The following is an 18,364-nucleotide window of genomic DNA, read 5'->3' on the forward strand; positions in this document are numbered from 1 at the left end:
TGGAGAGGAGGATGTATGGCATGCATTCAGATCATCGCAATACCGATCAGAAACATATCTTGACGATGAGCTATCCCGCAGCATGGTGGCGGTCCCAGTGGAGGGAAGCGATGCCGTCTGGCAATGGATGCATCGGTGCTTCGGTATACGGAGGAGTGTACGAAGAAACCATACTGCTCAATCATGAGCTTCTGTGGCGTAAGGGCTCGACACCGGAGCTGCCGGATGTGAGCGCAATACTTCCCGAGGTTCGGAGCCTTCTCGCCGAAGGAGAAGCAGAGGAAGCTGATGGCGTTCTAGTCAAGTGCCTGCGCACGAGCGGATACGAGCCGAAGATTGCGTCGCCTCTTCCGCTGGGGGACCTGAAGATTTATATGCCGCAGCACAGCGCCTTCCGCGGTTATGAGCGAAGATTGAACATGGCCTCAGGGGAAGTTACGGTTCGTTGGACGGATGGGGAGACCGCGTACGAAAGATCGTTATTCGTCTCCCGCACGGACGATTCCGTTGTCTTGGCCATCCGTAAGCAGGGTCCGCTTGCGCTGGAAGCCACGATGACCTTTCAGCCGCATAATCCCGAGGATACACGCCGGCCGGGAACGGCCTATATCCCGGAGGCTCCCGAATCGAAGCGGGACGGCCATTATTTATACTACGCCGCTCGCAACAATGACGGCTCGGACTTCGGAGCAGTCGCCAGGATCGTCAATCGGTCCGGGACATTGGGTGCCAATGAACGGGAGTACTCAATTAAAGACGCCGAGTCGCTGCTCGTGATCATCCGGTTGTTTCCATCGGGGAAGAGGGAAGAGCAGTGGGAGCGCTTGACATTCGAGCTTCGGGATCTGGCAGCCGACTACGAGATGCTGCTCGCACGGCATGCTTCGGAGCACGGCAGATTGTTCCACGCATCGTCCTTCGACTTGAGGGCGCAAGGAAGGGAGCGCTCCAATGAGGAGCTGCTGATGGAAGCATACAGGGGCGAGGTTCCGGACGCACTGATGGAGAAGATGTGGGCGTACGGACGCTACCTGCTTATATCCGCCTCGCGCGAGAAGGGGCAGCCCTGCCATCTCTACGGATTGTGGGCTGGCGATTACGATGCGGTATGGGCGTTTCACATGGTGAACGAAAATTTGCAAATGATGTATTGGCAGGCGCTCTCCGGCAATATGCCGGGCCTAATGCTGGCCGTGTTCGACTACATGGAATCGCTGATGGACGACTTCCGGACGAATGCGCGCTTCCTGTACGGCTGCCGCGGAATATTCATTCCTGCTCCGACGGCGCCGGACTCGGGGCTGCTCAAACATCTCCAGCCCCACATCGTCCATTGGACCGGGGGCGCGGGCTGGGTCAGCCAGCTGTATTACGATTATTATCTGCATACGGGCGATATAGCCTTCCTGCGCGAACGCGCGATTCCGTTCATGCGCGAGGCGGCATGGTTTTACAGGGATTTCTTCATCCTTGGCGAGAATGGATTCTTTGTAAGTTCGCCTTCCAATTCGCCGGAGAATACGCCAGGGAATTATTGGAAAGGACCCGGTCATTCGATGGGCACGACGGTTAACGCCACGAAGGATTTCGCGATCGCCAAGGAATTAATGAGAAACTTGGCTGACGGTTTGCGTGCGATCGGGGAAAGTGAGGAGGAAGAGAATCAGTGGAGGGCTATGCTGGAGCGCATACCTCCATATCAGATCAACGAGGACGGTGCCGTCCGCGAATGGATGCATCCCGATTATGATGACAATTACCATCATCGCCATCAGTCGCATGCGTACCCCGTCTTTCCGGGGATTGAAGTGACCAGGCAGAACGATCCGGCGCTGTTCGATGCTTTCGTCCAGGCTATCCGGAAGCGGCTCGTCATCGGTCTGAAGGAGCAGTCCGGCTGGTCACTCGCCCATATGGCGAATAATTATGCGCGCATGGGAGAAGGGGACCTGGCTCTAGAATGTTTGGATATCCTCGGCCGCTCCTGCGTCATGAATAATTTGATGACGCTTCATAACGACTGGCGGGGCATGGGGATCGGCGTGGATATGGACTGGGCGCCCGTTCAATTGGATGCGAATATGGGATGGACGGCCGCAGTGCAGGAGATGCTGTTGTTCTCTGTGCCAGGCGAGCTGCATTTGCTTCCGGCCTTGCCGACACGGTGGATTCGGGGATCTGTCGGGCCTTTGCTGGCAAGAGGCGGGGTGCAGTGCGAGTTAAGCTGGGATCGGGAAGAACAGATGGTAGACGTGACGCTTCGAACATGCAGCGGAAGGCAGGCTGTCCGGCTCATATTGCCGGACATGGTGGCGCGAATCCAGGAGTTCGAATTTCGGCCAGGACAACCGGTGAATGTCAAGCTGGATGAAAGGCCTCGTCGCTTGCGGCTGGAGCTGAAGCCTTTGTCATAGCATCTGTCAAGGATTTTAACCAAGGAGGAGAGCAATGGAATCGAGTGTATGGATGAACCAGGATGAAATAAGCATTCGGGAAGAGCAATGGAAAGACCATATAGGCGTATTCCGACGTCCGCCAACCCGGATCCCAACGGATACGTGGACGGACGCGCCGCTGCTCGGCAACGGCGACGTAGGGGTTTCGATCGGCGGCGAGGCCCATCATCAGACCTTTTACATTGGCAAAAACGATTTTTGGGTTCAGCCTCATCTTGGCGAAAGTGAAGAACAGCGGATTGGACGCTTGCTCCGGGACAACGGCCGGAGAACGGGCGCGCGCATCATAACGGTCGGGCAGATATCGCTGCTGATGCCTCGGCTCGCGGATGCGTCGTATGACCTGGAGCAGGACATATTGAATGCCGAAACGAGGGGATCATTCCGAAATGAGCAGGTGAAGCTGCGGCTATGTTCCTGGGTTTCCGCAGATTCCAACGTGCTGGTGACCGAACTGGAATGCATGGCAGGGAAGCTGGATGTAACCGCCAGACTCCATGCCGGCGATAGTGCCACCGATGAGGTCTACCATTACGATAACGGGGCCGACCCGGAAGCAATCTGGTTCCGCTACGCCGCCAATCCAGGCAGCCTGCCGCAAGTTCGACGAGTGGCTGCCGCATGTCGTGTCATCGGTACGAACGCGCAAAACAAGTGGCTGTTTCAGAATGTGGAAGCTTCCTTTCAGATCCGGGCAGGAGAACGATTGGCTGTTGTGACGGCGATCGTCAGCAACCGAGACGAGCCGGATTGCCTGCAAGGGGCACTAGGCCTGCTGAATGATTACGCAACCGGAGGCTTGGACGATCTGGCCAAACGCAAGCAAAACCATCGGGGCTGGTGGAGCGAGTACTGGCGCGCGTCCTCGATCGAAATCGGCGATCCCGTATTAGAGAAGTACTATTACGCCTCTTACTACATCATTGGATCCTGTATGCGTCCAGACAAGGTCCAGCCGGGCCTGTTCGGCAACTGGGTGACGACGGACCGGCCGAAATGGACCGGGTCCTACACGATGAATTACAACTTTGAAGCGCCTTACTTCGGCTTGTATACCGGAAATCGGATCGCCTTGTCTTCAGGCTACTGCGATCCCTTGCTGGCCTTCCTTCCCCTTGGAAAAGTATTGGCCCGCGAGAAGTTGAACTGCCGGGGCATCTACATGCCGGTCGAACTCGGTCCGGACGGCATGGTTTGTTCCGCGCTGTTTCACGGCCAAAAATCAAACGCCTCGTTTGCGGCGGTCAACTTGCTTATGCATATTTACTATACATACGATCTGGACTACGCGCGAAAGGTCTATCCTTATCTGCTTGCGGTCGCCGATTTTTGGGAAGACTACCTGGTCTTTGAGAATGGACGTTACGTCATCTACGATGATGACATCCACGAGCGCTCCCAAGACCGGAAAAACCCGATTCTTTCGCTCGGCTTCGTGCGAATGATCATGCGAGCCATGCTCCATTTGAGTGTAGAGCTGGATCGGGATACGCATAGACAGCCGAAGTGGCGGCACATTTTAGCGAACTTGAGCGCTTATCCGCTGATGGAACGAAGCGGCAAAACGGTCTATAGATTGACCGAGGAGGGAATGAGCTGGAACGACCGCAATTCATTGGCGGTGCAGCATATTTTCCCGGCCGGGAACCTTGGACTCGACAGTTCGCCCGAAGAGCTGAAGATCGCGCAGGATACGGTGGCAGAGATGCAGCGCTGGTCCGACTTCAACGCTTTTCCAACCTATTACGCTGCAGCCGCGCGGGTCGGCCATGACCCGGCCGAGCTTCTGGAACGTTTGAGAGCGGAATGCGAGCGGTACGCGCTGCCCAATCTGTCGATCCATCACGGAGGCGGAGGAATTGAGGATGCGGCCGGCGTACCGGCATGCCTGCACGAAATGCTGCTGCAGAGCCATCAAGGCATCCTGCGCCTTTTTCCGACTTGGCCAGCAGACAGAACAGCGAGATTCAAGAAGCTAAGAGCCGTAGGCGCCTTTGTCGTAAGCAGCGAGATTGAGAACGGCAAGGTGCGATACGTTCTGATTACAAGCGAGCGTGGAAGAGAGCTCAAGCTGCTCAATCCATGGCCGGATCGGGGCGTCATCGTTTACCGGGACGGGGCGGAAGGGCAAGCGATTGCAGGAGAACGGATTCAGCTTGAGACGATGCCCGGCGAGCGGCTTCTGCTCCTGCCTGGGTAAATACGATCCGTATCGGAAATTGAACAGGCACTGTCCAAGCCCGAAGCAGGAACGACGAAGCAAAGAAGTGGATGGTCATAAAAAAAAGAACCTGAGTCGATGGACCAGGTTCTTTTGTATTGCATATAAACAGACGTGGTGATATAATCAGACCACGACTGAGATTATGTAAAAGGCCATAAATATCTTATCTTACATTTTCATTGTAACATGCCGAAAAATCTCTTGTCAAATGTTTTTTTCAAATCCATGGTTAGGAGAGATGTTGAATGAGTTCGTTGGTTATCGATTTTAAGGAAATGGCAACATCCCAGCTTTGGCTTGTTGGCGGAAAAGGATTGAATTTAGGGGAATTATCAAAAATCGAAGGAATCCAAGTTCCTGAAGGATTTTGCGTGACAACCGAGGGATATCAAAGAGCCGTCGAACACAACGAAACGTATCATGCTTTGCTCCATCGACTAACCATGCTATCCGTAGAGGATCGAGATCAAATTGGTGAAATCAGCAGGAAGATTCGGGAAACCCTTATGAACGTTGAGATCCCTTCCGACGTGGTGACTGCAGTAACCGAGTCTCTCTCCCGGTTTGGCGAAGAGCATGCTTATGCCGTACGTTCCAGCGCGACCGCCGAAGATTTGCCGCATGCCTCTTTCGCGGGGCAACAAGACACCTACTTAAACATCATCGGCAAAGATGCCATCCTGCAGCATATCCGCAAATGCTGGGCTTCGCTATTTACGGACCGCGCGGTCATCTACCGTATGCAAAATGGATTTGACCACCGTCAAGTTTATTTATCCGTTATCGTTCAAAGGATGGTTTTCCCGCTTGCTTCTGGGATCATGTTTACCGCTGATCCGATGACCGGAAACCGAAAGCTCCTCTCCATTGATGCCAGTTATGGACTTGGAGAAGCGCTAGTCTCTGGCTTGGTTTCTGCCGATGGTTACAAAGTACGGGAAGGAAAAATCGCCGAGAAGCGGATCGCCACTAAAACTTTGGCAATCTATGCACGGAACGAAGGAGGAACAGAAACAAAGCAGCTGGATCCGGATCGGCAAAAGGCTCAAACCCTGACGGATGAGCAAATATTACAGCTGGCAAGCATCGGGAGACAGATTGAAGCTTATTTCGGTCAGCCGCAAGATATCGAATGGTGCCTAGTCGATGACATATTTTATATGGTCCAAAGCCGGCCTATCACGACTTTATTTCCGATCCCTGAAGCGAATGATGAAGAAAATCACGTCTATATCTCTGTGGGTCATCAACAAATGATGACGGATCCCATAAAGCCGCTTGGATTGTCGTTTTTTCTGATGACGACTTCAGCCCCCATGCATAAAGCTGGCGGAAGATTGTTTGTTGATGTCACACGGAATCTGGCATCACCTGACAGCAGAGAATTTTTAGTGAATGGCATGGGACAACACGATTCGCTTCTAAAAGACGCGCTTATGACCATAATCGATCGAGATTTCATAAAACTATTACCAAACGATAAAAACGAATCAAGCCCGGGTAAAAGCAATAAAGGTATGCCGCCTGCCGGTGCCCAACCGCAATTCGATAACGATCCGACGATCGTTTCTGATTTGATTAAACGTAGTCAGACATCGATCGAAGAGTTAAAACAACACATCCAAACGAAGTCTGGATCGGATTTGTTTGATTTTATCCTGGAAGATATTCAGCAATTAAAGAAGATCTTGTTTGACCCGCAAAGTTCGGCTGTGTTTATGGCTGCCATGAATGCTTCAGCATGGGTTAATGAGCGAATGAACGAATGGTTAGGTGAAAAAAACGCAGCAGACACGCTTTCACAATCTGTACCCCACAATATTACTTCGGAAATGGGCTTGGCCCTGCTCGATGTCGCTGATGCAATCCGTCCTTATCCGGAAGTCATCGATTATTTACAGCATGTCAAAGACGACGCCTTCTTGGATGAACTGGTTAAGCTGGATGGCGGGCAGGAAGCCCTTGACGCAATTCAAAGTTTTCTCGACAAGTATGGCATGCGATGTGCCGGAGAAATCGATATCACAAGAACCCGGTGGAGTGAAAAACCAAGCACGCTTATCCCTTTGATCCTGGGCAACATCAAAAACTTTGAACCAAATGAAAGTGTTCGGAAGTTTGAGCAGGGGCGCCAGGAAGCTTTGAAAAAAGAAAAAGAACTATTAGAGCGATTGATGCAATTGCCGGATGGTGAACAAAAAGCCAAAGAAACCAAACGAAAGATCGACCTCATCCGGAATTTCATCGGTTACCGGGAATATCCCAAATACGGCATGGTGAGTCGGTACTTCGTTTATAAGCAGGCTTTGCTGAAAGAAGCCGAACGGCTCGTGCAAGCGGGCGTTATTCATGAAAAGGAAGATATTTATTATCTTACTTTTGAGGAACTTCACGAAGTCGTGCGCACCAATACATTGGATGACCCGGGTTGCATGGTCGAGCAGCAAGCGAGGCTTGCGCCAAGAAAGATGATCAGCCAGCGAAAAGACGAGTATAAATTGTATGAAAAATTAACGCCGCCGCGTCTCATCACATCGGAGGGTGAAATCATCACAGGGGCCTACAAACGAGAAGATCTTCCTGACGGAGCAATTGCAGGTCTTGCCGTCTCCTCCGGCGTTATCGAGGGACGCGCACGCGTCATCTTAAACATGGAAGACGCCGATCTGGATGAGGGAGATATTTTAGTCACCTCCTTTACAGACCCCAGCTGGACGCCATTGTTTGTATCCATCAAAGGACTGGTCACCGAAGTTGGCGGACTGATGACCCATGGCGCCGTAATTGCACGTGAGTATGGATTGCCGGCCGTTGTCGGCGTGGAGAATGCCACCAAACGGATAAAGGATGGGCAGCGAATCCGGGTGCATGGAACGGAAGGGTATATTGAATTACTGTAAAGACCGATTACGTCAAGGAAAAGGGCTTTGGCCTCATTGACGGCATTACATGGAAACAGGCACCGATGCAAAGCTGAGGACACTCTCGGGAAGAAACCCGTATTGACGGGTTTTCTTCCCTGATTGCCCTTGATCATTCTCGTCAAGGCACCCTCGATTTTTTTCGATTGTACAATTCGTGCGCAAGGCGGTCTTGTAAAAAATTGCGGTCAGGTTGTAGCTGCCCTTATATATTGAAGCGGAGTCGTGCCGACACAGCCTGAAAAAGTTCTCGTAAAATGGCTTTGATCGTAGAATCCGGCATCAAAAGCGACGTCGGCAATCGGCCGGCCGCTTAACAGCTCCCGCTTGGCATAATTGATGCGCAGTAAATTTTGATAGGCATGGGGAGCAAGGTGAAATGTCGCATTAAACAGACGAATCAGATGAAATTTGCTGATACCCGAGATCTCTTGGAGTGTATCCAGCGTAATGCGCTCTTTGAAATGAAGATCGAGATATGACTTGACCTGCAGAACGGCGGGGGCTGCACGTTCCATGTCCGAGACGGGGGTTGAGGGCTGCAATATGACCTTCGTTAAATGCATTAATTCCAGAAGCATCGACTCAATCTCTAAGGGCGAGGCATCCTCGTGAAGCAGCGATCTGCAAGCAAGGATCAATTGGCGGCATTGGCTCCCCCGAGCCCCTTGGAGAAGAACCGGGAAATGGGGACGGCGGATCGGAAGATCGCAAGGAACATCGGCAAACCATTCGGGATGAATAAATATCATCGTATATTTCCAAATGGAGGGATTCTCCGGATGACAGGCATGAGGGACCAGCGGGGGAAAACAGACGACCTGTCCCGCTGAAGCCTGGAACTGCTGTCCTTCTGACCAGACGCGTGTGGTTCCCTCCTCAACCAAACCGATGGAGAGCTCCTCATGAAAATGTTTTTTGTACGACAAATGATCTAGGGAATCGCAGTGCTTAAGCTCCAGGAACGGCAAATCGGGGTTACGAACAAAGGTAATTCCGGACAATGAAGTGTTCTCCTTTCCTAATCGAAAATTATATGAAGGACCATGGCAGGTATGAAATAGCTGCATATGGAGCTATAATTCTATTAAATTAAGGAAAGCGCAGTTTATCCTTAATGTCAATGGAGTCATTCTAAAAGTTTGAGATCGTCGATAACGGGAAGGAGGTTATATAATGTTGGCTGTGGTAGAGCAAGACGAGTTTGGAACAAGGGTCCGATTCGAACGCACATTGAAGCATTCCGTGGAGAACGTTTGGTCTTACCTGACGGATAACGAAAAATTGACAAGGTGGTTTTCTGAACTCAAGGTGGAAGACTTGCGTTTGGGCGGAACCATTACTTTTGATATGCAGGACGGAACATTCGAGGTATTTGAGATTACCGATTACAAAGAGCTGTCCGTTCTGGAATATACGTGGGGTGAGGACCGGGTCCGCTTCGAATTGCATCCGGAAAGAGGCGGCTGCCGGTTGGTGCTGACAGAGCGAATCACGAGCATCACGGACCATACGCCTAAGGACATTGCCGGATGGGATGTATGCCTGGATGTCATCGAGGCGCTGCTTGATGAAAGAACGATGGAATCCCGCAAAGATGCGTGGGCGGTTAAATATGAATTGTATAAAAAAGAGTTTGAGAAGCTTGGCGGACATTGATAAGGAGTACATGAACATTGGAAATGATGGAGCTTCGAATTCCGGCAGGTTTTGCCGTTTGCTACAATAAGTTCTATGATGTTGAACCTGAGCCCGATGCAGATGGATTTATCAAGAACTGGCACTATTTCACCGAGGATCTGCTGCAAATCATTCAGATGAGGCTGGAGAAAGGTGAATGGATCGTGCCCAAAAGCGGGCAGGAGAGATTGATTATCGACTTAGGTTGGTCACCAGATTCGAGTGCCAGCGGAGAATATCTGTTGGTGGTCGTAAATGATAACTGGGATACATTAAAGGAAATGCGGTCTAGAAATCGCTTTGAGATTAAAGAAACGCTTGAACATTGGCTGGAATTGATTAGGGCGGAGGCGATTTGAAGGTGATTCCAGCGGGGAAGAGAATGCGTTCTTGCAGTTAAACCGTTAGGGTTAGATCATGCGGACATGTAAACTAACTGTATATCAGGAAGCGTATCAATTGACGGTTGAAGCCGATGATGTTAAGATACGGCTATTAAAGAAGAGGAGGATTGCGATCAATGGTTCACTCCATGCGTTTATGGTAAGTATGCGATAAAGAAGCGGATTTCCACTCGTGTGGGCTTTTTTTGAGCTGCTTATTTTTACGTATGAGGACATTGATTGCGACCTGGACGGCATATTTGCTGTGCCTTATTTCGCTCTGTTCTGGCACGTAACCCATGCAGATTCAAGCCCACACGTGGACTTGAATCTGCATTTTTTATTGCTCTCCTGCTGGCAATGTAACGTCAAAGTCATTGATATGAAAAGGAGGCATGAGGATGCATAGGATACACTGGTTCTTCTTTATATAATCCTCTCATTGCAAATCGCAGGTCCAACCTGCGAACGAAACGACGGAAACTGCGATTTTCGAAGGAGGTATTTAAATGTTGTTGATAAAAGCAACGGATCTTTATGTGGAATATCTGGGACGCACTGTGCTCGATATCGACCATTTGGAGTTATATGAGTTTGATCGAATCGGTCTGGTTGGTGCCAACGGAGCTGGAAAAAGTACACTGCTCAAAGCGTTGCTAGGCAAAATGCCTGTACAGCACGGCAAGATTGCAAGGGAAGGAACGTTTACCTATCTCCCCCAATTGGATGAGGTAGTCGTCCAAGATGTGCAGGATTACGCCATCGTTGGCAGATTAGGCATCAACCAAGTGCAAGCCGAGACCATGAGCGGCGGGGAAGAAACACGACTAAAAATTGCACAGGCACTGTCGGGCGAAGCGCACGGCATATTTGCCGACGAGCCGACATCTCATCTGGATCGCGGCGGCATCGACTTCCTCGTTAACCAGCTTAAACATTATTCCGGAGCTCTGCTCATCATCAGTCACGATCGTTATTTCCTGGACCAGGTTGTCGATAAGGTCTGGGAGCTGAGAGACGGAAAGATCACCGAATATTGGGGAGGATATACCGATTACTTGGTTCAGAAGGAAGAGGAACGACAAAGCCAAGTAACCCGATATAAACAATACGTGGCAGAGCGGGAGCGACTGGAGCAGGTTATCATCGAGAAGAAAAATCAGGCTCGGAAGCTTGATTCAAAGGGAACGAACAGCAAAATCAGATCGGAAAGCGGCGGACGCCTCGGCCATCAAAAGTCCCAAGGGAGCAAACAAAAAAAGCTCCATAACGCAGTCAAAAATACGGAACGGAGAATCAAAGCGCTTGGCGAAGTTACCGCCCCCGAGGCCATGCGAAATGTCCAGTTCCGACAGAGCAAAGCGCTGGAGCTCCACAATCCATTTCCGATTGCAGGGCAGGATATCTGCAAACGATTCGGTGATAAGGTGATCTTCGACAATATGTCCTTCCAATTCCCGCTTGGAGGAAAAATTGCAATCACGGGCGCAAATGGAGCAGGAAAAACGACGTTGTTCAACATGATCCGCAATCGGGAGAGCGGTATTGCATTATCGCCCAAGGCGGAAATCGGCTGCTTTGTCCAAACCGGTTACAAGTTCGATCGGAATCAGAACGTCATGGCATTCATGCAGGAAAACTGTGAATACCCGGTTTCGGACATTCGAGCGGTACTCGCGTCCATGGGGTTCACGCAGCAGGATGTTCGCAAAGAGCTGTCAGTATTAAGCGGGGGCGAAATCATCAAGCTCCAGCTGGCCAAATTGCTGCTTGGGCGCTATAACATCCTGCTTATGGATGAACCAAGCAATTTTCTGGACGTTCCAGCCGTGGAAGCGCTTGAGACGATGATGCGAAATTACACAGGCACCATCCTATTTATATCCCACGATGTTCGCCTGCTCGAAGGCGTCGCCGATCAGGTGTATGAAGTGAAGGATGGCGGGCTTGTTCGATTGGAGTAACTTCCAGCTTGACGCCGGCAAATATTTCAAGTACCATGTAAAAACATAAAAGCTGTAATCAAGGACATGAATCCTTAACCAAGGGCCGTTCAGAGAAAGAGGACATGGGCTGAAATCCTCTTCGGCACCCCTAAGGATTTACCACCTTGTAGCTGCGATGTTGAAATCAAGGATGATCCTTGAGTGTAAACTTCGCCGGGTGTTCCCGTTACAGAATCCAATGAGGATTCGCTTTATAAGCGGGTCGAATTAGGGTGGAACCACGAGCGCACTCGTCCCTTTGCGGGATCAGTGCGCTTTTTTGCGTGAGATTGAAAACGAAAGAAAGAATAGCGATGACCAAGGACATGAATCCTTAACCAAGGGCCGTTCAGAGAAAGAGGACATGGGCTGAAATCCTCTTCGGCACCCCTAAGGATTTACCACCTTGCAGCTGCGATATGGAAATCAAGGTTTATCCTTGAGAGTATACTTCGCCGGGTATTCCCGTTACAGGATCCAATGAGGATTCGCGATTACGGCGGGTCAAATTTAGGGTGGAACCACGAGCGCGCTCGTCCCTTGCGGACAAGTGCGCCTTTTTGCGTTCAAAAATATCGATATGGAGTGGAGGATTTCTCATGAAATTGAAAGTAATGCTGCCCGATGGGGATATACGGGAATATGATCGGGGCACGACAATTGAACAAGTCGCGAAGTCCATTGGTGCAAGCTTGATGAAACATGCGGTAGCGGGAAAAATCAATGGCGCACCGGTCGATTTAAACTGGATGATGAAGGAGGACTGTCAGGTCGAAATCATTACGCTTGACAGTAAGGATGGACTCGAAATCCTCAGACACAGCACGGCACACGTAATGGCGCAGGCCATCAAACGCATATACGGGAATCAAGCAGTCAACCTGGGAATAGGACCTGTCATCGACGATGGCTTTTACTACGACATCGACCTCGGAAAAGCATTAACAACCGACGACCTTTCTTCCATCGAGAAGGAAATGGAGCGGATCGTGCAAGAGGATCTTCCCATTGTTCGCCGAGTTGTCAGTCGTGAAGAAGCGGTACAGATTTTCAGCGAAGATCCGTTAAAGCTGGAGCTGATTCATGATCTGCCCAAGGATGCGGTTATTTCGATTTATGATCAGGGCGAGTTTTTCGACCTTTGCCGCGGACCGCATTTGCCGTCTACAGGACGAATCAAAGCATTTAAATTAATGAGCGTTGCCGGAGCATATTGGCGTGGGGATTCAAACAATCCAATGCTTCAGCGGATTTACGGAACGGCGTTTCCCAAAAAGGCTCAGCTGGATGAACATTTGCAAATGCTCGAAGAAGCCAGGAAGCGCGATCACCGGAAGCTGGGCAAAGAGCTCGGATTGTTTATGTTTTCCGAAGAAGCGCCCGGCATGCCTTTTTATTTGCCTAAGGGAATGATTATCCGTAATGAACTTGAACATTTCTCGCGTGAAGAACAGAGGAAGCAGGATTACGAAGAAGTCCGCACTCCGTTCATGATGAACCAGAAGCTGTGGGAGCAATCCGGCCACTGGGATCATTACCATGAAAACATGTACTTTACCGAGGTCGACGAAACAAAATTTGCGCTGAAGCCCATGAATTGTCCTGGACATATGCTGATTTTTAAAAACAGCCTGCATTCCTATCGAGAGCTTCCGATTCGAATATCCGAATTCGGCCAAGTACACCGTCACGAGTTTTCGGGTGCCTTGAACGGGATGATGCGAGTTCGCACATTCTGTCAGGATGATGCGCACATCTTCGTCAGACCCGATCAGATCGAGGATGAAATCGGCCGAGTTATCGGGTTGATCGACCGGATTTATCAGGTGTTTGGTTTTGAATACACAATCGAGCTGTCGACCCGGCCTGAACAATCAATGGGCTCCGAGGAATTGTGGAACCAGGCAGAATCGGCACTTCGAAACGTCTTGGATCGCATGGGGATCGTTTACCGATTGAATGAAGGGGATGGCGCATTTTACGGGCCCAAAATTGATTTTCACATTCTTGATGCCTTAAAACGAAGCTGGCAGTGCGGAACGATCCAGCTTGATTTTCAAATGCCGGAGAAATTTGATCTTTCGTACATCGGGGAAGATAACCGGAAATATCGGCCGGTAGTGATTCATCGCGCGATCTACGGCTCGGTCGACCGGTTTGTCGGCATTTTGACAGAGCATTATAGCGGCGCGTTTCCGCTCTGGCTCGCCCCGGTTCAGGTCAAACTCTTGCCGGTATCGGATCACCAACTCAATTATGCCCTTCAAGTAAAGGAAGCGCTGAGGGATGCGGGGATTCGGGCAGAAGTGGATGGGCGCAACGAAAAATTAGGCTATAAAATCAGGGAAGCACAGCTGCAGAAGGTTCCTTTCACGCTCGTACTCGGAGAAAACGAAGTTGCCTCCGGAGCCGTCGCTGTCAGGAAACGCGGCGAAGGAGACCTTGGCGTTAAGCAAGTGGAGGATTTCATGGATCAAATTTTGAACGAGATCCGCGAGAAAAAGTGATAGCGATGGTTCGGCAATGGTTCTGCTTAGTCCACTCTCATCATCCCGGACGGCATTTCGTCTAGCGAAATGGTACGGAATCAACAGCTCCCGAAATTTCCGTATACATCCTTTTCCACGCGGGTAATAACTAACAGGACAGCAATCAGGTGAGGATGAAGCGAGAGAGGGGTTAGAGGAGATGAAACGCAAACTGTTAATCACGGGTGCGGCAGGTACTATCGGAAGCGTCGTATTCAAGGGACTGCAGCAAGACAATCGGTATGACGTTGTCGGAGCTGATATACAAGCGGACGAGAAGCTGGGCATTGTACAAATGGACATCGGTGACGAAGCCCGGCTGGCAGAGCTAACGCAGGGGATTGACACGGTGATTCATTTTGCCTGGATCAAGGACGACGGGGATTTTCTCGGCAAGGTCTTGGCGGGGAATGTGAGCGGTGCCTACAAATTATTCGAGGCGGCGGTACAAAACGGCGTGCGTCGTATGATATTTGCCAGCTCCAATCACGCAACCGGATATTACAGGACTGACGAGAAGGTTGGTCCCCATGATCCATACCGTCCGGATAGCTTTTATGGTCTCAGCAAATGTTATATTGAACTGCTGGGCAGGCTTTACTCGGATCAAGGCAAGATCTCCTCGTTCAATATTCGTATTGGCAACTTTCCTGGGGATGATCGTCCTCATTCTGAGCGTGCGGGTCATATCTGGATATCGGAGCGTGATATGCTTTCATTGATCGTTTGTTGTATTGAAGCAGATGACGAGCTGAAATATTTGAATCTGTACGGCACCTCAGCCAACAGTGATAACTACTACAACATCGATTATCTGGAGGAACTGATCGGATACAAACCTGAGGATGATGCGACAAAGCTGCTTGAGCTGGCCAAGGCAGCAGGACGGAACGTGCGTCAGGATGAAACGATCTATCAGGGTGGACAGCAAGCGTAAATGAGCTATGTGACAATGTTGTCACTCGAAATGGAATTTTGTTATATGAATCGATGGGAAACGTTGGATGTCCCCCTTATACTGGAAATGTTAGATTTCCGAAGGGGGATATCCATTAATGAGTGATGTAGTTAAAGCAATCATACTCGGCATTATAGAGGGCTTAACCGAATTTTTACCGGTATCGTCTACTGGACATCTGATTTTAGCTGGCAGCTTGCTAAACTTTGAGGGAGACGCTGCCATAACTTTTAAAATCGTTATACAGCTGGGTGCGGTCATGGCCGTTCTCATCCTTTATTGGAAGAGATATTTGGCGATTGGGACTAATCTGATTCGAATGGATTTTTCTAGTAGTCGAGGACTAAATGTCATACATATGATTTTGGCAATGTTACCGGCACTAATCGTATATCTCCTGCTCAAGGACACGATAAAAAGCCATTTGTTCGGCCCAACCCCTGTCTTGATCGGTTTAGTGGCCGGAGCCGTGTTGATGATCATTGCTGCACGGAGCAGGAGAACCGAAACCGCCGATACGATGGATCGGATAAATTATAAACAAGCCTTCGGGATCGGCCTGTTCCAGTGTTTGGCATTGTGGCCGGGGTTCTCGAGATCGGGCTCGACGATTTCAGGCGGTCTTTTGCTTGGCACCAGCCAGAAAGCCGCCGCAGATTTTACGTTCCTCATTTCCGTGCCGGTTATGTTTGGCGCAACCTTACTGGATTTATACGATAGTCGGGATTTGCTAAGCTCAGACGATTTGGTCCTGATGTTGATTGGCTTTGTGACATCCTTTCTTGTGGCAATGATTGCAGTCGTGACGTTTATCAAACTGATTAAACGGCTTCGTTTGGAATGGTTTGCTCTATATCGTTTCGTCTTGGCAGCGATCTTCTATTTTATCATCATACTTTGAGCGGGATTGTTCCGCTCTTTTTTTCTTTATTAATATTTGGTTTTCAGATAGGATTGAGGATTGCTTTATCGAATATGAAGAATAAACAAAAATCAGCAATATCAATTCATCGATGGACTAACAATAGGAAGAGAAGAGAATCGTTAGCCCATCAGGCTCGTCACAAGTTGTACAAGAGAGGTTGGGATCAGGTTGCAACAGAGTGAACGCTTTGATGTCGCAGTTCTCGGAGGAGGACCGGCCGGCATCGCTGCAGCAATCAGCGCGGCCCGGAACGGAGCGCGTACGATTCTTATCGAACGTTACGGCTTTCTTGGGGGAATGTCTACCGTGGCATTGGTTTACCCTTGGATGACGTTTCACACGGCTGTCGGAGAACAGGTCATTAAGGGCGTCGCGCAAGAAATAGTGGACCGATTGATGCTGCTCGGCGCATCTCCGGGACATTTGCGGGATACGGTCGGTTTTGTATATTCGTTAACCCCATATCATCCGGAAGTGTATAAAGTACTGGCCTTTGACATGCTGCAAGAAGCCGGAGCGCACTTGCTGCTGCATTCATTTGTTACGGATGTTGAAGTACAAGACCAGCGCATTACGGAGGTAACCGTTCAGAATAAAAGCGGTCGCAGGCGAATCGCAGCCAAAGTATTCGTTGACGCGACGGGCGATGGAGATGTTGCCTTTGCCGCCGGTGCGGCTTGGGAGCAGGGGAATCAGAACCGGAAAGTGCAGCCGATGACAATGAAATTTCGCATGCGCGGAGTTAATCTCGATGCCGTGAAGGCATACATGCAGCGCAATCCGGAACAGTTCTATGAAAAGTCGTTAATCTCCGAATTGGATCAGCTCCCGCTGACAGGTGTGATGGGATTCTACAAAGAATGGGAAGAGGCGGGATTGCCGATTCCTAGGGATGGCGTGCTATTCTTTACCGGACCGGGTCCGGATGAAGTGTTGATTAACGTATCGCGCGTCTCGGGATTGGATCCGACGGATGCGGAACATCTTACTTCTGCAGAGATTGAAGGCAGGAAACAGGTGCTCCTGCTCGAACGGTTTTTCCGGGAACATATCGCGGGGTTTAAGAACGCCGTTATCAGCGCAGTCGGCACTCAGATCGGCATCAGGGAGACAAGACGAATCCTTGGCGAATATGTGCTGAACGGCATGGATGTGTTGGATGGGCGGCGGTTCCCTGATGTCATTGCGAGAAGCGGATATCCGATCGATATCCACAACCCGGAAGGGATGGGCGTTACGGCTAACTTCATCCGTGAAGGCGGTGCGTATGACATTCCTTACCGCAGCATCGTTCCACGAGATGTGGATAATCTGCTGCTTGCCGGGCGTTGTATTTCGACTACGCATGAAGCGCAAGCAACGACGCGTCTGACCCCTAGCTGCATGGCCATAGGCGAAGCGGCGGGCGCGGCGGCGGCTCTGGCGGCTCGTATCGATTGCCGCACTGCGGATGTGCCCATTGATCGCTTGCAGGCGGCACTTCTTGCGGGCGAAGCGGAACTGGGGCTTTGACGGTAGTCAGATCCAAGCGATATACAACGATGCTCCTAACTTCATATTTTCGATGAAACGCAGCAGGAGTGCTGCGTTTTTTCGTTATGGCTTTAGCCAGTTGAGCTCGCGAAGCGTGCGAAACAAAAAACCACCCGCTATGCGGGTGGAGGGATCGAGGGTTTGACCAACAAGACCATTCCGATAAAATTGAGATGTTCAGGCTCAATAATGAAAGGAATGGTCTTAGATGGCAAACAAGAGCTATAGTTTAGCTCACACGAAGTGGATGTGCAAGTACCACATTGTGTTCACCCCGAAGTATAGACGGAAAGAGATTTATAATCAAGTGAGGAAAGACTTAATCGAAATTTTCAAACGATTATGCAAATACAAGGGAGTGGAGATAATCGAAGGCCACATGATGCCCGATCATGTACATATGTTGGTAGCAATTCCCCCCAAAATCTCAGTATCATCATTTATGGGATACCTGAAGGGGAAAAGCTCACTCATGATATTCGAGAAGCATGCTACCTTGAAGTATAAATATGGCAATCGAAAATTTTGGGCGGAGGGATACTACGTCAGCACAGTGGGCTTGAATGAAGCCACCGTGGCAAAATATATCCGTGAGCAAGAAGCACACGACCAGGCAATTGATAAACTGAGTGTGAAAGAGTATGAAGACCCATTCAGCAAAAACAGTAGCAAGAAGAAGTAAACCAGTTTAACTGGTAAGTGAAAGTGACAAATTACACTGAGCCTGAACAATTTTATTGTCAGGCTAGCGTCTTTAGGCGCAGTTTGGCA

Annotated in this window: 12 protein-coding genes; 11 read left to right on the plus strand and 1 reads right to left on the minus strand. The window is 50.1% G+C overall.

Annotated features, from left to right (window positions below):
- The first annotated feature begins 20 nt into the window (after positions 1–20).
- The 3 genes from NST08_RS15470 (at position 21) to ppsA (ending at position 7,580) form a co-directional block, all read left to right on the plus strand.
- Positions 21–2,414, plus strand: coding sequence for a glycosyl hydrolase family 95 catalytic domain-containing protein (locus NST08_RS15470; protein WP_341341945.1), 2,394 nt, complete (start codon positions 21–23; stop codon positions 2,412–2,414).
- 34 nt (positions 2,415–2,448) lie between these two features.
- Positions 2,449–4,656 (plus strand): glycosyl hydrolase family 95 catalytic domain-containing protein, encoded by a 2,208-nt coding sequence (locus NST08_RS15475; RefSeq protein WP_007128157.1) that lies wholly within the window; start codon positions 2,449–2,451, stop codon positions 4,654–4,656.
- 269 nt (positions 4,657–4,925) lie between these two features.
- Positions 4,926–7,580, plus strand: coding sequence for a phosphoenolpyruvate synthase (ppsA, locus tag NST08_RS15480; RefSeq protein WP_341341946.1), 2,655 nt, complete (start codon positions 4,926–4,928; stop codon positions 7,578–7,580).
- Between the two features lie 209 nt (positions 7,581–7,789).
- Here ppsA and NST08_RS15485 read toward each other — a convergent pair whose 3' ends face one another.
- A complete protein-coding gene (locus NST08_RS15485) occupies positions 7,790–8,605 on the minus strand; it encodes an AraC family transcriptional regulator (protein ID WP_007128155.1) in 816 nt (271 codons plus the stop codon).
- 172 nt (positions 8,606–8,777) lie between these two features.
- Here NST08_RS15485 and NST08_RS15490 point away from each other — a divergent pair, with 172 nt between their 5' ends.
- From NST08_RS15490 to tnpA, 8 genes are all read left to right on the plus strand, one after another.
- Entirely contained in the window at positions 8,778–9,260 is a 483-nt protein-coding gene (locus NST08_RS15490; protein ID WP_007128154.1) for an SRPBCC family protein, read from the plus strand.
- A 23-nt stretch (positions 9,261–9,283) separates the two neighbouring features.
- Positions 9,284–9,640 (plus strand): hypothetical protein, encoded by a 357-nt coding sequence (locus NST08_RS15495; protein ID WP_232239373.1) that lies wholly within the window; start codon positions 9,284–9,286, stop codon positions 9,638–9,640.
- A 533-nt stretch (positions 9,641–10,173) separates the two neighbouring features.
- Complete coding sequence (locus tag NST08_RS15500) at positions 10,174–11,628, plus strand: Msr family ABC-F type ribosomal protection protein (RefSeq protein ID WP_007128151.1); 1,455 nt, start codon at positions 10,174–10,176, stop codon at positions 11,626–11,628.
- Between the two features lie 620 nt (positions 11,629–12,248).
- Positions 12,249–14,156 carry a threonine--tRNA ligase gene (gene thrS / locus NST08_RS15505; protein WP_213615717.1) on the plus strand — a complete coding sequence of 636 codons (1,908 nt, stop codon included), beginning with the start codon at positions 12,249–12,251 and terminating at the stop codon, positions 14,154–14,156.
- A gap of 181 nt (positions 14,157–14,337) precedes the next feature.
- Positions 14,338–15,114 (plus strand): NAD-dependent epimerase/dehydratase family protein, encoded by a 777-nt coding sequence (locus tag NST08_RS15510; RefSeq protein ID WP_341341947.1) that lies wholly within the window; start codon positions 14,338–14,340, stop codon positions 15,112–15,114.
- A 118-nt stretch (positions 15,115–15,232) separates the two neighbouring features.
- Complete coding sequence (locus NST08_RS15515; protein WP_028405991.1) at positions 15,233–16,036, plus strand: undecaprenyl-diphosphate phosphatase; 804 nt, start codon at positions 15,233–15,235, stop codon at positions 16,034–16,036.
- A gap of 192 nt (positions 16,037–16,228) precedes the next feature.
- Positions 16,229–17,572, plus strand: a complete 1,344-nt coding sequence (locus NST08_RS15520; RefSeq protein WP_341341948.1) for an FAD-dependent oxidoreductase — start codon at positions 16,229–16,231, stop codon at positions 17,570–17,572.
- A 229-nt stretch (positions 17,573–17,801) separates the two neighbouring features.
- Positions 17,802–18,275: an IS200/IS605 family transposase gene (gene tnpA, locus NST08_RS15525; protein WP_213613863.1), complete on the plus strand. Its 474-nt coding sequence runs from the start codon at positions 17,802–17,804 to the stop codon at positions 18,273–18,275.
- Positions 18,276–18,364 lie beyond the last annotated feature (89 nt).

This window comes from Paenibacillus sp. FSL K6-1566 (assembly GCF_038050475.1).
Taxonomy (GTDB): Bacteria; Bacillota; Bacilli; order Paenibacillales; family Paenibacillaceae; genus Paenibacillus_AQ; species Paenibacillus_AQ lactis.

Coding starts and splice junctions, on each gene's coding strand:
- thrS (WP_213615717.1), top strand. CDS start 12,249: ATGAAATTGAAAGTAATGCTGCCCGATGGGGATATACGGGAATATGAT.
- NST08_RS15470 (WP_341341945.1), top strand. CDS start 21: ATGCATTCAGATCATCGCAATACCGATCAGAAACATATCTTGACGATG.
- NST08_RS15490 (WP_007128154.1), top strand. CDS start 8,778: ATGTTGGCTGTGGTAGAGCAAGACGAGTTTGGAACAAGGGTCCGATTC.
- NST08_RS15475 (WP_007128157.1), top strand. CDS start 2,449: ATGGAATCGAGTGTATGGATGAACCAGGATGAAATAAGCATTCGGGAA.
- NST08_RS15510 (WP_341341947.1), top strand. CDS start 14,338: ATGAAACGCAAACTGTTAATCACGGGTGCGGCAGGTACTATCGGAAGC.
- NST08_RS15495 (WP_232239373.1), top strand. CDS start 9,284: ATGATGGAGCTTCGAATTCCGGCAGGTTTTGCCGTTTGCTACAATAAG.
- tnpA (WP_213613863.1), top strand. CDS start 17,802: ATGGCAAACAAGAGCTATAGTTTAGCTCACACGAAGTGGATGTGCAAG.
- NST08_RS15500 (WP_007128151.1), top strand. CDS start 10,174: ATGTTGTTGATAAAAGCAACGGATCTTTATGTGGAATATCTGGGACGC.
- ppsA (WP_341341946.1), top strand. CDS start 4,926: ATGAGTTCGTTGGTTATCGATTTTAAGGAAATGGCAACATCCCAGCTT.
- NST08_RS15515 (WP_028405991.1), top strand. CDS start 15,233: ATGAGTGATGTAGTTAAAGCAATCATACTCGGCATTATAGAGGGCTTA.